At 31.6% G+C, this 16,397-nt stretch carries 6 protein-coding genes; all 6 read left to right on the forward strand.

Annotated features, from left to right (window positions below):
- The first annotated feature begins 31 nt into the window (after positions 1–31).
- The 6 genes from Q0776_RS03220 to Q0776_RS03245 all read left to right on the forward strand — a co-directional run bounded on the left by Q0776_RS03220 (position 32) and on the right by Q0776_RS03245 (position 16,218).
- On the forward strand, positions 32–2,305 hold the full coding sequence (locus Q0776_RS03220; protein WP_298364975.1) for a two-component regulator propeller domain-containing protein: 2,274 nt from the start codon (positions 32–34) through the stop codon (positions 2,303–2,305).
- Between the two features lie 2 nt (positions 2,306–2,307).
- On the forward strand, positions 2,308–3,024 hold the full coding sequence (gene recO / locus Q0776_RS03225) for a DNA repair protein RecO (RefSeq protein WP_298364977.1): 717 nt from the start codon (positions 2,308–2,310) through the stop codon (positions 3,022–3,024).
- A gap of 95 nt (positions 3,025–3,119) precedes the next feature.
- The gene (locus tag Q0776_RS03230; protein ID WP_298364979.1) at positions 3,120–5,480 is read left to right on the forward strand and encodes a TonB-dependent receptor; all 2,361 of its coding nucleotides are present in this window, start codon (positions 3,120–3,122) and stop codon (positions 5,478–5,480) included.
- A gap of 323 nt (positions 5,481–5,803) precedes the next feature.
- Complete coding sequence (locus Q0776_RS03235; RefSeq protein ID WP_298364981.1) at positions 5,804–6,667, forward strand: hypothetical protein; 864 nt, start codon at positions 5,804–5,806, stop codon at positions 6,665–6,667.
- Positions 6,664–9,954 (forward strand): choice-of-anchor D domain-containing protein, encoded by a 3,291-nt coding sequence (locus Q0776_RS03240; RefSeq protein WP_298364983.1) that lies wholly within the window; start codon positions 6,664–6,666, stop codon positions 9,952–9,954. The genes Q0776_RS03235 and Q0776_RS03240 overlap by 4 nt, the downstream gene beginning before the upstream one ends.
- Before the next feature lie 231 nt (positions 9,955–10,185).
- Positions 10,186–16,218: a LamG-like jellyroll fold domain-containing protein gene (locus Q0776_RS03245; RefSeq protein ID WP_298364985.1), complete on the forward strand. Its 6,033-nt coding sequence runs from the start codon at positions 10,186–10,188 to the stop codon at positions 16,216–16,218.
- Positions 16,219–16,397: the final 179 nt, after the last annotated feature.

Below are 16,397 nucleotides of genomic sequence, written 5' to 3' on the forward strand. Positions count from 1 at the left end.
AAATTTTTAATAGATATATTTGAAAGTATTTATGAAAAAAATATTTCAAACAATAGTCGTTATTCTCATATGTAATAGTATATGGGGACAAATTAATTATTCCAATAGTTGGGAGGATTTTTATTCGTATAACAATGTAAAAGATTTTCTAAAAACTAATGAGAAAATTTATGCAATTGTTGATAATGCTTTATTCACATATAACCTTTTAAATGGAGAAATTAAAAAGATTTCCTCTGTAGATGGTCTTTCGGGAGAATCAACATCAAGTTTGTATTATAGCAGTTCTTATAAGAAATTGATTATAGGTTATGAAACTGGTTTAATTGAAATTATTGATGAAAATGATAAAATTACCATAGTTAAAGATATAGTAAATTTCAACTATTCCGGTAACAAACGAATTAATAATTTCACCGAGTTTGGCAATAAATTACTTATTTCAACATCGTTTGCAATAGTTGAATATAATATAGAAAAACTGCAGTTTGGTGATACTTTTTTTATTGGAAATCAATCTTCGGAAATAAGAATAAATGAAATTAAAGTTAAAGATAATGTGATATATGCTGCAACTGAAAATGGAATATTCACAGCAGATGCACTAAGTCCAAATTTGATCGATTTTAATAGTTGGACACAGCATTCATTTGGTGATTTCACTTCTATTGAAGTTTTTAGCAATAAGGTTTATGTATCAAAAGGAGTTTCATTGTACGAGTTCTCAAATAGCCAGCTTCAATTAATTAAAAATTTTCAAACCATTAAATCAATAAAATCGTCACAAGATTTTTTAGCTATTGCAACTGCAAGAGCCGTATATATTTTAAACAATTTAAATGTAGAACATTTGAGATATGTTACTAGTTCTAGTCATCCTTTTTATGCAACTATAAATGCTTCTTATTTCGAAGAAAACACATTGTATTTGGGAACTAAAGAATTTGGTTTGTTAAAAAGTTCAAAAGAAAATATTCCAAATTTTGAAGAAATTCATCCAAAAGGCCCAACTTCTAATTTACCCTTTTCTATAGCAGTAAAAGAGAATAACCTATGGATTGTTTATGGTTGGCATGACGGAGCGTACGCTCCCAGAGGAGGTAGGTATGGAATAGATAATTTTAATGGAACAGATTGGATACATACACCATATTCTAGTTTTAATGTTAGAGATTTAGTAAATATTACTTTCGATCCAACTAATATTAATAAGGTTTACATAAGTTCTTGGGGTGGAGGTATGATTATTGTTGAAGATAACGAGGTAGTTACTCACTGGACACATTTAAATAGTGGGTTGGAATGGTTGACAAGGATTAATGGATCAGCATTTGATAAAGATGGGAATTTATGGATAGCCAATGCTTGGGTTGATAACAGAATTAAAAAATATAGCCCAGATGGAACTTGGAAAAAGTTTAATATGACACCTGTAATGACTAATACAGCGGCAGGTTTAAATGAATTGATTATTGACAACGCAAATAACATTTGGATTGGATCAAGAAGAAATGGAGCGTTAATTTTTAATGAAAACGGAGAAAGAAAAAGAGCGTTAATTACAGAAGCAACCAAAGGTTCTTTGCCTGATCCAAATGTAAGAACTATTCAGGCCGATGATAATAATAGAGTTTGGATTGGAACTCAAAAGGGTTTAGTAGTAGTCTATAATGCTTCAACTATTTTAGATGAACCAATTGTTGATGCAGAGCCTATTATTATTTTAGACGATAACGGAATTCCAAAAAAATTATTAGGAGATCAAGTGATAAATACCATTGCTATAGATGGTGCAAATAATAAATGGTTTGGGACCTCAAATGGAGGTGTTTTAATGACAAGTCCGGATGGAAAAACTACTATTCATAATTTTAATAAGGACAATTCGCCTCTACCTTCAAACGCAGTTACAAAAATAGTTATAGACAAAGAAACAGGTAAAGTTTATTTTGCAACATCAAAGGGAATAGTTGCCTTTAATAGCAATGTAGCCCAATATGGAGACTCTTTAACCGAGGTTTATGCATACCCAAATCCGTCGAAAAAGAATAATGAATTTATTACAATTGATGGTAGAAATGGAGCTCACTTACCAAAAGGAACAAACTTAAAAATTGTAGATACCGCAGGAAACTTAGTATATGAGACCAATGTAAAAGAAGGAGATCAATTGTCTGGAGGAAAGGTTATTTGGGATAAAACAAATCTGGCAGGAAAAAAAGTAGCTTCAGGAATATACATTGTGCTGCTAATAGATAGTGAAAGACAAAATACTGCAATTACAAAAATTGCCATTATCAATTAGAAATGATTGAAACTACAAAGGCAATAGTTTTAACCACCATAAAATATGGAGATACAAGTTTAATAGCCACTTGTTATACTGAAAAAAAAGGGGTGAAATCATATTTGTTACGAGGTATTTTAAAATCTAAAAAAACAAAAATTAAATCGGCATATTTTCAACCATTAATGCCACTTTTGTTAACCGCAAACCATAACAATAAAGGATCATTAAATAGCTTAAGAGAGGTAGAGGTAATAAGTTTTTACCATTCCGTATATTCCGATATTAAAAAAAGGTCTATTGCGTTATTTTTGTCGGAAGTTTTATATTACTCCATAAAAGAAGAAGAAAAGAACGAATCTCTTTTCAAGTATTTAGAAGCGTCGCTTTTATGGTTTGATACCCATACTAATATTTCAAATTTTCATTTACTATTTTTACTAAATCTCACAAAATATTTAGGATTTTATCCAGAGTTAAATTTAGTTAATTTACCATATTTTGATATGCTAGAAGGTCAATTTATTTCAAGTAATAATTCAAACACAGTGTCGGGAGAAAAATTAACTCAGTTTAAAAAGCTGTTAGGCATAAATTTTGATGCAATTCATGAGGTTAATTTTAATGCCAAAAATAGACAAGAAGTGTTATCAATTTTAATTCAATATTTCGAATTGCATTTAGATGGTTTTAGACAGCCAAAATCATTAAATGTACTAAGGTCTGTATTTAACTAATTATGAGGTATTTTCTAATTATTATATTCATTTTTTTTACTAAAAAAGTAAACTCGCAACAAGTAAAAGTTTTAGAAAGAGGTTCAAATTTTCCTGTGGAAAATGTAACAATTTACAACGATAGTAATGATGCTTTTTTATATACAGATAAAAATGGGATTGCAGATTTATCTATTTTTAAAGATTCTGATATTATTTCATTCAATCATTTATCATACATAGAGTTTGAAATTTTAAAACGCGAATTAAGTATTGTAGATTTTGTTGTTTACGTAACTAGAAGAGCTGAAATGTTGGATGAAATTGTGTTGTCAGCTTCAAAAGGAGAGGAAAGAAGAAGTAGGATTGCTGAAAATGTAGAAATAACATCCATGACTGAAATAAAGAAATTAGCACCACAAACTTCGGCTGATTTATTGGCAAATTTACCAGGTGTTAAAGTGCAAAAATCACAGTTTGGAGGAGGAAGTCCAGTATTGCGAGGAATGGAAGCAAATAGGGTTTTATTAGTTGTTGATGGTGTTCGAATGAATAATGCTATATACAGAATGGGACACCTTCAAAACTCCATAACAGTTTCACCAAATATTATTGATAGAACAGAAGTCATTTTTGGGCCGTCATCCGTAGTTTACGGTTCCGATGCTTTAGGAGGTGTTATTCATTATTACACGAAAACTCCAAAGGTAAGTGCTAAAAAGGAGGTTAACGCATCAATATACTCAAGATTTAGCACCATTAACAATGAGTTTACGTCAGAAGGTAATGTAGAACTTCGAAATGAAAAATGGGCTTCTTTTACAAGTGTTTCTCGTAGTAGTTTTGGGGATTTAAAAATGGGAGAAAATAGAAACCATGGGTTTGATGATTGGGGAAAAGTATCTGAATACTCAAATAATTCCAACAGTTATTATAATGCTACTGCAGTGGTAAATACAGATCCATTAATTCAAAAAAATACAGGATTTGAGCAGTTTGATGTACTGCAAAAAATTGTAATTCCTTGTTCCGAAAATACTGATGTGACATTTAATTTTCAATATTCTGAATCATCAGAAATTAATAGGTTTGATAAATTGAATGAGTATTCAGGTAATGAATTAAAGTTTGCGGAATGGTATTATGGTCCTCAAAAAAGGTTATTAATTTCATCACAATTAAAACTAAATCCAGATAAAAAGTGGATGAAGTATGGAACGTTAACTGCGGCATTTCAAAATGTAAAAGAATCAAGAGTACAAAGAAAATTTACCAGTTTAGAACGTTCGTATAGAAATGAACATGTGGATGTTCTAAGTTTAAATGGAGACTTTTTTGTTCCGTTAGGTAAAAGTGATAGCCGAATTTTATCCTATGGATTTGAAACAACTTATAATAAGGTAAATTCAAACGCTTATGGAAAAACTTTGGATGTATATAATAACTCAATTGTTGGTTTTACAAATGATTTTGTTGTTCAATCTCGATATCCTGATGGTGGTAGTTCTTACACAAGTTTGGCTTCTTATGTAAATTACAGACAAGATATTAGTAAAAAAATAACTTTAAACACAGGTGCAAGGGTTATTAAAACCTTACTAAAAGCAACTTGGATTGACGATACTTTTATAACCCTACCAGATTTTGATATCTCATTGAATAATGCGGCAGTTACGGCAACAATGGGTTTTGCCTTTAAACCAACTACAAATTGGCAATTAAATAGTGTAATTTCTTCGGGATTTAGATCTCCTAATATTGATGATGTTGGAAAAATTAGAGAAAAAGCTGGAAATGTTACAGTTCCAAATATTCATTTAAAACCTGAGTATGCTTACAATTTCGAAACAAGTATATTGAAATATTATAACAATAGAAGGTTTCATACTGGAATTAATATTTATTATACCCTACTAAATAATTATATTACTCGAGATTATTTTGAAGTAAATAATTCATCAACAATTATGTATGACGGTGAAGAAGGAACCGTTGTAGCAAATGTAAATAAGGACAATGCCTATATAGTTGGAAGCACATTTAGTTTTAAAGGAACCATTAATAATAATTGGAAAACCAAAGGTTCATTAACCTATACTAAAGGTAAGGCTTACGACACAAAGTTGCCTTTATCTTCAATTCCTCCATTATTTGGAGATTTACAAATTGGCTACGAAAATGAACGTTTACAAGCTAATTTAAACTGGAGATTCAATGCCAAAAAAAGATTGGAAGATTACAATGTAATTGAAGGGATTGATAATTTGGAACAAACCCCATACAATGCCTTAACAGATTCCTATTACGGAAACCCAGAATGGAATATTTTTAATATTAATGCTAATTATAAATTGAATAATTCCCTTACCTTTTTTGTAAATTTAGATAACATTTTCGATACCCACTATAAAGAATTTGCATCTTCAATTAGTGCTCCAGGTAGAAATTTATCAGTGTCAGTGAATTTGAATATATAAAAATTAATTAGTCTTAACTTCGCTTAAGTAATGTTCTTTGGTTAGGTAGTTAACTCACACTAGTTTTAGTATAAAATACATTCTTTAAAAAATGAAAAATGCTGTAAAACAATATATTAAAAAGATGGTTTTTTAATGTATTAAGCAAATATAATTGCTGCGAAACCAATTTTATTTATGTTTTCTGATTAAAAAAATTGCAAAATATTGGTTAATTCATACCATTTATTCAAAAATAAAGCCCGTAAGTTGTTAACAATAATTACCTAACTGTTAATAACTTAAAATTTATTAATTTTATCGACACCCTAAACCCCTAACTAATGATATCTGAACTACTTAGCCACCCAAAGGGTAGTTGTTTAAAATTAAAGCAATTTATATTTTGCTTTTTTTTGTGTTGTTCAGTAGTTCATTCTCACGGTAATCTTTCTATAAGAATTCAACAAAAAACAGTAGAAATTTCTAAAAACCCAAACAATTCAAAGTTGTATTTTGAACGCGGTTTTTTATATCAACAACATTTTGAATATGGTAAAGCAATTTCAGATTATAACAAATCTGAAAAATTAGGGGATATAACTGCATTACTTTACTTTAGAAAAGCGGAGGCACTTCTTGCCAATAATCAACCATTAAAAGCTTTGGAGGCTACAAATCGTATTTTTAACGAAAATAATAATGATAGTAAAATTTATAAGCTTCGAGCACAAATTTATTATGCATTAACTGAATACTCTAAGGCTTTAGAAAGTTATCAATATGTGTTGAGAAATATGAAAGATATTGGACCTTCAGATATCTTAGAATATTCAGAAATAATTTTAGCCAAGAATCCAACTAATTATAAGGATGCACTTGACGTTATTGAAATAGGATTAAAAAAAATTGGTGAACAAACACTTACGTTGAACCTGAAAAAATTAGATTATTTAATAGCCTCAAAAAACAATGAGAAAGTTATTGAACAGTATAATTTCTTCATTACTTCCTCAAAAAGAAAAGAAAATTGGTATTATAAAAAAGCCATTTATTTGCGTAGTATAGAAAAAGATGCTGAAGCAAATATTGCCTTACAACAAGCAAAAACGGCAATTGTTTTATTAAAACCAAAAACACAAAATACAATTGCTATAAAAAGGTTAGTTTCTCAAATTTATGAATTAGAAAATACCTTAACTCTATGATTAAAAAATTACTTTTATCAATTCTTTTTATTTCATTTTTCAGTGTAAATGTAAGCGCTCAAGGAACACTAGATGTTACAGGTTCAGTGAATTACGGAAATGTTAACGTTGATTCTTCTCTGAGTAATACATTTGTTCTTGATAACACTGGGGGTAACGGTAGTCCTAATAGTTTAAATGGAATTACGGTTAGTATAAGTGGTGCCAATTCAAGTGAATTTGTTCCAAATACAACTTCCTTAGGTGATTTGACAGGAAATGGTGGAACTTTAAATCTTGATATTAATTTTACTCCAACAGGTCCTGGATTAAGGACAGCAACTGTTACAATAACATTTTCCAATGGAACAAATTCTCCGTATACATTTAACATACAAGGAACAGGGATTGTTCCTCAGCCTGAAATATATTTAAGCGGTAATGGAGTTGAAATTTTAAATGGAGAAACGGCTATTTCTTTAGGAGATGATAGAGATTATGGCTTGGTGGATATAGGTATATCCGCAGATCATATTTTTACAATTGAAAATACAGTTGCGGGCTCAACATTACTTTTGGATGGAAGTCCAAATATTGTTGCTATAACTGGTAATGCGGCATTTACAATTGAAACGCAGCCAAGTGCAAATTCTATTTCAGGAATTAATTCATTAACATTTGTTGTTCGTTTTACACCAACAACAACCAACCCAGTAACTGCTACAATTTCTATAGATAATTCTGATTCTGATGAAGATCCTTATACATTTAGTGTTCAGGGTACAGGTAGAACTCCTCAACCAGAAATATATGTTACCGGAAACGGTGTAGAAATAGCAGATGGAGAAACAGCTACTTCCTTGGGGGATCATACAAGTTTTGGAGATGTTAATAATGGAGGATCATTAACAAGAACATATACCGTAAAAAATACAGGTAGTTTAAATTTAACTATTGGAGAAAATGTTTCATTAACTAATGATACCGAGTTTAAGGTTACCACTCAACCAGGTCCAACAACCTTAGCGCCGAATGAAACAACTACTTTTAGTATTACTTTTACACCAAGTTCTGTAACAAGTTTTTCTGATGTTGTTTCATTGAGTAATAATGATTCAGATGAAGGACCTGATTACACTTTTAATATTTCAGGTAATGGAATAAATGAGGATCCAAATTATATTGCTTTTGGATCTAACTGGGATTATTATGATTCTAGTAATGAACCAGCAGACGATTTACAAGGAGACTCTTGGGAAGAAGCTGATTTTGACAGTAGTGGTTGGTCAAATGGGCCAGGAGAATTAGGCTACGGCAATGATGGAGAAGGAAGTGGGACGCTAATTAATAGTGCAACAGAAGCTGCGTATTTTAGAAAAACATTTACGGTAACAGATGCATCATTGTATAATGATTTGGTTTTAGAGGCTTATAGAGACGATGGTATGGTTGTTTACATAAATGGTGTTGAAGTTTGGAGTAATAATATGCCCACTACACGTCCTACTAGCTATGGTTTATTTGCTAATGCAACTGTTGCAACTGCAGATGAAAATACTCCAATTACCACAACAGTAGGTAGTAATTTAGTAAATGGGATAAATACTGTTGCCGTTGAAGTACATCAAGTAAATAATACAAGTTCGGATATCAGGTTCGATTTTAAACTAACGGCATATGAAGCGGTACCTGTAGTAATTGAAAGAGGGCCATATTTACAAAAAGGAACTCCAACAAGTGTAGTTATTAAATGGAGAACAAATACTTCAACAGAATCTGTTGTTAATTATGGAACAATGGCAGGAGCATTAACTAATAATTTTACCGATAATACTAAAGTTATTAATCATGAAATTGAAATAACAGGATTAACATCAAACACAAAATATTTTTATGACATTGCAGATGCCGATGGAACTTTGGTGGCTGGAACTACCGAAATGTATGTAATAACCTCTCCACCACATGGAACTAAACAATTTGTTCGAATATGGGCTTTAGGAGATCCAGGAACAGAAGGTAATGGAACCTATCCTGGTGATCAATTTTCAGTTAGAGATGCCTATTATGATTATGTAAATAATACAAATTCACCACCTGTTGCTGCAAGTTCAAATATTGGTCAAACAGATATGATGTTGTTTTTAGGAGACAACGCTTATAACAGTGGTACAGATACAGAATATCAAAATGGACTTTTTAATGTGTACGACGACATATTACCAAAAACCGTAGCTTGGTCTACAAGAGGTAACCATGAAACTGTTGCAGGAACATATTATGAAATATTTGCACACCCAACTGCAGGAGAAGCAGGAGGAATTCCATCTGGAACAGAAGAATATTATTCCTTCGATTATGCAAATATTCATTTTATTGTATTAGAATCCTATCAATTAGAAAACGATACTTTTGAAGATGCTGGAAATCCAGTGCTGGAAAGTCAGTTAGAATGGTTAAAAGCTGATATTGCTGCAACAACCCAAGATTGGATTATTGCGTTTTTTCATCACCCTCCTTATACTAAAGGATCTCATGATTCAGATACAGAGTCTGATTTAATAGCTATGAGGAATAACTTTGCACCAGTTTTAGAGGCAGGTGGAGTGGATGTAATTTTAAATGGGCATTCACATTCTTATGAGCGATCTTTTTTTATAAATGGAAGAACAACAAACGTAAATGGCGATTTATTGAATTCTGGAGCTTCTGGAGCAGGAAAAACCGTTGGTGTCAATGGAGGTCTAGACGGTCAAATTGGTAGTGGAGGAGCTTATGCAAGAAATCTTGCAAACCCAAATGAAGGTGCTGTTTATATTGTTACTGGTTCGGCAGGTAAAGCAACTACTGCCGATTGGCAATCCCCAGGTGGTGTTTATAATACAATTACAGGAGACCATGCTGCAATGTATTTTTCTTTATTAGAATTGGGTTCTACAATTATTGAAATTGATGATGATGGTTCTGGAGGTCAAAATTTAAATATGAAGTTTTTAAGAGAAACGGGTACTATAGATGATTTTTTTACAATAAATAAATCTAGTTCAGAAATTTCTTTATCAACAGAAACCTATGAAGTAGATAATAAATTGATAAAATTGTACCCTGTTCCAGCAAATAGTTTTATGAATATTGAAATTAATACAGATGAAAAATTAAAACAAGTTGAGTTTTACAATGTTTTAGGCTCTTTGGTTAAAGTATCTAACCAACAACAAATGAATGTAAGAGGGTTAAAAACAGGTATGTATTTAGTGCAAATTATTACCGATAAAAACAGATATTATAAATCAGTAATAATAGAATAAGAAATGGATGTAAAATTATTAAATTAGGATAAGAGTTAAATTATATTTAACTTAGTATGTTGTCAATTAGGTATTTATGTTAGAATGCCAATTGATTTTAGCTTCATTTAATATGTTTTACATTATTATAAATTTTGTTAAAAGTATTTTATATAGATTATAAAATATTTTGGATGCCCCAACTACAATTAGTAGTTTATTTTTGTAAAAATTAAATTTAATCCCAGGACAATGACTTCAAAATTACTTTATTCAAAATCCAAAAATACCTGCAATTTTTGCAAATTTGATATCTTAAAAAGTATCGTATTTTTAGCTTTCATTTTTCTTTCTATAAATGGGTTTTCTCAGCAAATAGGTGTTTTAGGTAATGGTAATTATATAGGAGATAATGATGCAACCCCTTCAGCAACGGATTTCACAGCTTTTGGTTCTGCAACATCGAGAACTTTTTATATAGATAATATTCAAACTAGTGGGAATACAACTCTTTCAATTACAAGTATTACATTATCAAATACAACAGATTTTACAATTAGCTCACCTTTAGGAGACACCACAATAGGGAAGAATCAATCCCCTGAACCATTTACAATTTCGTTAAGCACTTTAGGATGTGGAACATTTACATCTACGGTTACTATAGTAAGTAGTAACGCAAGTAATGATGGAGGTGACAATGCTTGGGTGTACACAATTTCGGCAACAAAGAATCCAGAAATTGATATTGTTGATAGTGGGTCAAATGCAATTAATAATGGAAGTTCAAATAGCCCATCTATAACCAACAGTACAGAATTTGGTAATATTGGAACAGGGTCTAGTTCATCCCCAGTTAATTTTACAGTACAAAATAATGGGGGTTGTGATTTAAATTTAACAGGCCCGGCATTTGTTGTTTTAGGAAATACAACTGATTTTACATTGGTTGATATTACAGGCTCACCGGCATCACCAATTACTCCTGGAGATTTTAGAACCTTTTCAATTGCTTTCAACCCTACTACAGACGGTACAAAAACATCATCAGTTACAATTTTAAGTGATGATGCCGATGAAGGAACCTATACTTTTACCGTACAAGGAACAGGTGTACCTCCTGCACCAGAAATTAATATTAAAGATAGTGGTTCAAATGATATAACTACAGGTAGTGCCAATAGCCCATCTTTAACAAATAGTACAGATTTTGGAGCTACAGATGCAACAGCACCAATAAGTTTCACTTATACCATAGAAAATACAGGGTCTGCAGATTTAACTATAAGTTCTGTTTCAAGTAGTATTACAGATTTTGCAATTACTACACCGTCTTCACCAATAGCAAGTGGAGGTTTTACAACATTTACAATCACTTTTACACCAAGTAGTATAAATCCTGCCATTACTTCTTTAATTACAATAAATAATAATGATGGAGATGAAAGTGCTTATACTTTTACAGTAACTGGAGAAGGTGTTGTAACTCCAGTATTGGCTGCTGGAGGCCTTTGGAGTTATTTAGATGATGGTAGTGACCAAGGTACAGCTTGGTACGGAACAAGTTTTGATTATTCTGGTTGGGCAACAGGAAACGCAGAATTAGGTTATGGAGATGCTGATGAGGCAACAGTAGTTAGTTTTGGTCCAGATTCTAATAATAAATATGTAACAACTTATTTTAAGAAATCTTTTACTGCAACAGGAAGTGATATTACAAATACAACATTAGTATTAAATGCGGTTAGAGATGATGGTATGGTTGTTTATATAAATGGTGTTGCTGTTTGGAGTAATGGAATGCCTGCAACTTTTGATTATTTAACATATTCTAATCAAACAATTGCCGATGGTGAAGAAGCAATTAGCCTTAGTATACCTAATGTTTTAGTAGATGGTGTTAATGAAATTTCTGTTGAGATTCATCAAGTAAATGCAACTAGTAGTGATATTAGTTTTGATTTTTCTATGTATACCGACAATAGTTTGTTTGTTCCTATTAGAGCTACACCAGATCATGACATGGATGGTATTGCAGATTATAATGATACAGACGATGATAATGATGGTTTACCAGATCAAGTTGAAGGATGCTATACAGGAAATTTAGAATCTTTAAATGATGATGGTAGTGAGAAGGATTTAACACTGCCAGGAACAATTTTATTAGATGATGGCAATAATTTAAATTTCAGTTATTCAGGAGTTTATGATCAAATTACAAGTTATAACGCATTAGATCATGGGTATTCTATTAGAGTTCATGGTCCTAGTACTTTGGGAACACTTACCTTAGATTTTAGTGCACCTGTTCAGAATTTATTTTTTAAATTGATTGACTTTGATGAAAATGAAACTTGGACCGTTAATGCATATGACGATTCAGGATCGGGTATTCCAATAGATTTAAGTACTAGTGGAGATGTATATCATATTGGTACTTATATGCAACAAACAGGTAATACATTCAATGATAAATATCTTGGATTAGCACCAAATAATAATGGTGATGATATTGATAGTGATGCATATGGATCGGCTTACTTTTATTTTCCAAATGATAACATTACTAAATTAGAGTTTGAAATAGATCAACCAGATGGCTCAACCATAAGGTTTGCGGCAGTACAATATTGTAATTTAGATACAGATTCGGATAGTAATGAAGATTATAAAGATTCCGATAGTGATAATGATGCCATACCAGATATAGTTGAGGCTGGAGGAGTTGATATCGATGGAGATGGAATAATAGATGATTTAACAGATTCAGATGGAGATGGTTTGGCAGATTTGTACGATTTAAATCCAAGTAGTTATTTTATAGAAGAGACCTCAACCATTCAAGATTACGATTTTGATGGAGATGGAGTTAAAAACAGGTTAGATTTAGATAGTGATAATGATGGAATTGTGGATTTACGTGAAGTAGGTTTATTAGATTCTGATGGAAATGGTCAAATAGATGGCTTTACGGATCTGGATATTGATGGTTACCATGATAGTTATGATGGAGCTGGAAGTCGATTAATTACTGGTTCAGATTCAGATGCAGACGGTGTTCCAAATTCGTATCCAAATGGAAATGTAGACTTAAACGGACTCCCAAATTTTACAGATTTTGACGCTGACGGAGATGGATTAACAGATCATACAGAAGCACAGGCCACTACTGCCACAATTATTTCTTATGGTGGTATTGATACCGATGGTGATGGCATTTTGGATGTTTTTGATGATGCTTTGGGAACGTTTGGAGGACCGGGGCTAATTCCCGAAGATACTGATTCTGATACTATCCCGGATTTTATGGATACTGATTCAGATGATGATGGAGAACTTGATATTATAGAAGGCCATGATACAAATGGAGATGGAATAATTAACGGTAGTGATGTTTCTTGTATAACATCTGATACAGCAAATTTTGGCGAACCAACAAATGCAGATATAGATGGAGATGGTTTGGATGATGGATATGATAATGAAAAAGCTTCTTATGATCCTTCAAATAATAACTTAGTTCCGCTTTCACATCCAAATATTGATATAATTTCGTCAATTGAAAGAGACTGGAGAGAGCCAAATGTTTTGTATGATAAAATTATTTTTGACGGGATAGATGATTATATAGATTTTGCAGATAGCCATGTACTTACCACTTCATTTACATTAGAAGCTTGGGTAAAGCAAGAAAGTTCGTCGTTAGGAAATAGAATGATTTTATCTAAAAGAGATTGCAATAAAGGAACCAATAAAGGATATCAACTAGGAATAGAAAATAATTATCCAAAAGTAACTTGGTTTAATAATTCTGGAGCAGTTTTAGGAACAGAAACATCAAGCGAACCAATTGGAACTGATAGATGGTATCATATAGCAACAATATATGATACAACAAATTCTACAGTTAAAATTTATATTGACGGAATAGAAGTAGGGAGCAATTCTAGTGCTTCAGACCCAGAAGTTAATACTGAATCTTTTCTTATTGGAGCAAAATTTGATGATACAGATAGTTCTCAAAAATTGTCAGATAAATTTCATGGATGGATAGATGAAGTTCGAATTTGGAATGTTGCTCTTACTGAAGAACAATTGAGAATGATGATGAACCAGGAAATTGAAAAAAACGGAACTGCTGTAAGAGGTAAAACAATACCAATAGATATACCTGGACTAAACTGGGATAGTGATTTATTAGGTTATTACCCTATGAATTCAATTATTAATGGAGAGCTTCAAGATCAATCTAGTAATGCTAAAAATGGAAGAATTAGAAATATTACAGACCCTGAACCACAAACCGCACCATTACCTTATATTACAAAAGCAGGAGGAGATGGAAACTGGGATACTTCAGCTTCTTGGTTACATGGTGAAACAGTTTGGGATATTCCAAACTCCATAGGTGTTGATGGAACTACGATAATTGATTGGAACATTGTAAGAACCAGCCATAATATTGATGCAGACAGAGATATAAAAGTATTAGGTTTATTGGTTGATGCTAACGAAATGCAAATGAATGGCACTACAACTTTATCAACAAACTCAAATAGTGCTGGCACTGGAAATGGATTAACAATAAGTCATTACTTAAGAATTGATGGAGTATTAGATTTAGAAGGAGAATCACAATTAATTCAGCAAAAGACATATTTTGATGATGATAGTGATATTAATACACCTGAAATAACTTTACAAACTAACGAGAGTATTTATGAAATTGCAAGCACAGGATACCTAGAGAGAGATCAACAAGGAACTGGGAATATATATAGGTATAACGATTGGTCTTCTCCGGTATATTCAAAAATAGTTTCTTCAAACAAAATGTTTACTGTAGCGGATGTTTTAAGAGATGGATCAACTCATGAGAGCATTGATTCATCATTCCCAAAACCTATAAATTTCATCGGAGGTTATAATGGTAGTACAGGAAATCCAATTTCAATAGCCAATTACTGGTTATATGTTAGAAATGCAAATTCTTTTACAAGTATTGATGCATCTTGGAGTAGAGTTGGAAGCACAGGAAATATTCAAATTGGAGCAGGATTTTTAATGAAGGGAACAGGAATTGCAACAGATCAGAATTATGTTTTCCAGGGAATACCAAACAATGATGATATTACGGTTACTGTAAAAGATGATAATGATTATTTGGTTGGAAATCCGTATCCTTCAGCTATTGATGCAGATAAATTTATTGAAGATAATGGACCTTCAGGATCAAATTCTATTTTAGGAGCAATTTATTTCTGGGATCATTTTGGAGGAAATTCACATACATTAAAAGAATATGTTGCGGGACATGCCACCTATAATTTAATGGGAGGTGTTAAAGCTGCAAATCTTGCTATTCATTCAGACGCAGGTTCTTCTACAGGAGCTAAAAAACCTGGAAGATATATTGCGGTTGGTCAAGCTTTTTATGTAGATGGGAAAGGAAGTGGTAATCAAAGTGTAATTTTTAAGAATAGCCAAAGAATATTTGTAGAAGAATTTAAAGTAATAAGTAATGATACAATTTCAATGTTTTTTAAGCCAGGTAAAAGTAATAAAACTGCTAAAACCTCTAATAAAAAAGTTGAAGCTTCTGCAGATCAAAGAACAAAATTTAGAATTGGATTTAATGCACCAAATGGAAGTCATAGACAATTATTGATAGGTTTTGATGAAAGAGCATCAGAAGGAGTTGATTATGGTTTTGATGGTTTAATTAAAGAATTAAACAATGATGATATGTATTGGGAAATTGAAAATGAAAAGTATGTTATTCAAGGAACAAATCAATACGCTTTAGATTCTGAATTTCCATTGGGATTAATCATAAATGAAGCAGGTACTATTTCAATTGAAGTAGATGCCTTAGAAAATATAAAAGATGGCACAAAGCTTTATATTAAAGATAATTTAACAGGAGAAACGTATGACATTACATCATCTCCGGTCGAGTTTGATTTAGAATCGGGGGTATACTCTGATAGATTTTTCTTAGTATTTCAGCCAAGGTTAAAATCTATAAATGAAGTAGCTCTAGTAGAAGGCGTAACTATATTTATGAATAACTCAACATCTGAACTACAAATAAAAAAGATACTAGATACAACTATCCAAGAGGTAACATTGTACAATAGTTTAGGTCAGCTGATGGGAACTTGGAATGGTATTTCTGATGATAGATTAATATCAATACCATTAACGCTTTCTGCAGGTGTTTATTTTTCTAAAGTAGAAACAACCGAGGGTTTAATAACAAAGAAAATAATTGTTAGATAGTAGTAGTAAACCCTTCCAATAATTGGAACCATAAATTTTAGACACTATTTTAAGGCATTTTTATGAAAATAAAAGTTAATCAATAGTAACCTATGTAAAATTTGCTCTAATTGTAAGTTTTTCTATATAGATTGTTATAACAATCTGACATTAAGTTATTATAATAACTTTTATTTCAT

It is taken from the genome of uncultured Lutibacter sp., assembly GCF_947495725.1.
Classification (GTDB): domain Bacteria; phylum Bacteroidota; class Bacteroidia; order Flavobacteriales; family Flavobacteriaceae; genus Lutibacter.

Coding starts and splice junctions, on each gene's coding strand:
- Q0776_RS03220 (WP_298364975.1), top strand. CDS start 32: ATGAAAAAAATATTTCAAACAATAGTCGTTATTCTCATATGTAATAGT.
- recO (WP_298364977.1), top strand. CDS start 2,308: ATGATTGAAACTACAAAGGCAATAGTTTTAACCACCATAAAATATGGA.
- Q0776_RS03235 (WP_298364981.1), top strand. CDS start 5,804: ATGATATCTGAACTACTTAGCCACCCAAAGGGTAGTTGTTTAAAATTA.
- Q0776_RS03240 (WP_298364983.1), top strand. CDS start 6,664: ATGATTAAAAAATTACTTTTATCAATTCTTTTTATTTCATTTTTCAGT.
- Q0776_RS03245 (WP_298364985.1), top strand. CDS start 10,186: ATGACTTCAAAATTACTTTATTCAAAATCCAAAAATACCTGCAATTTT.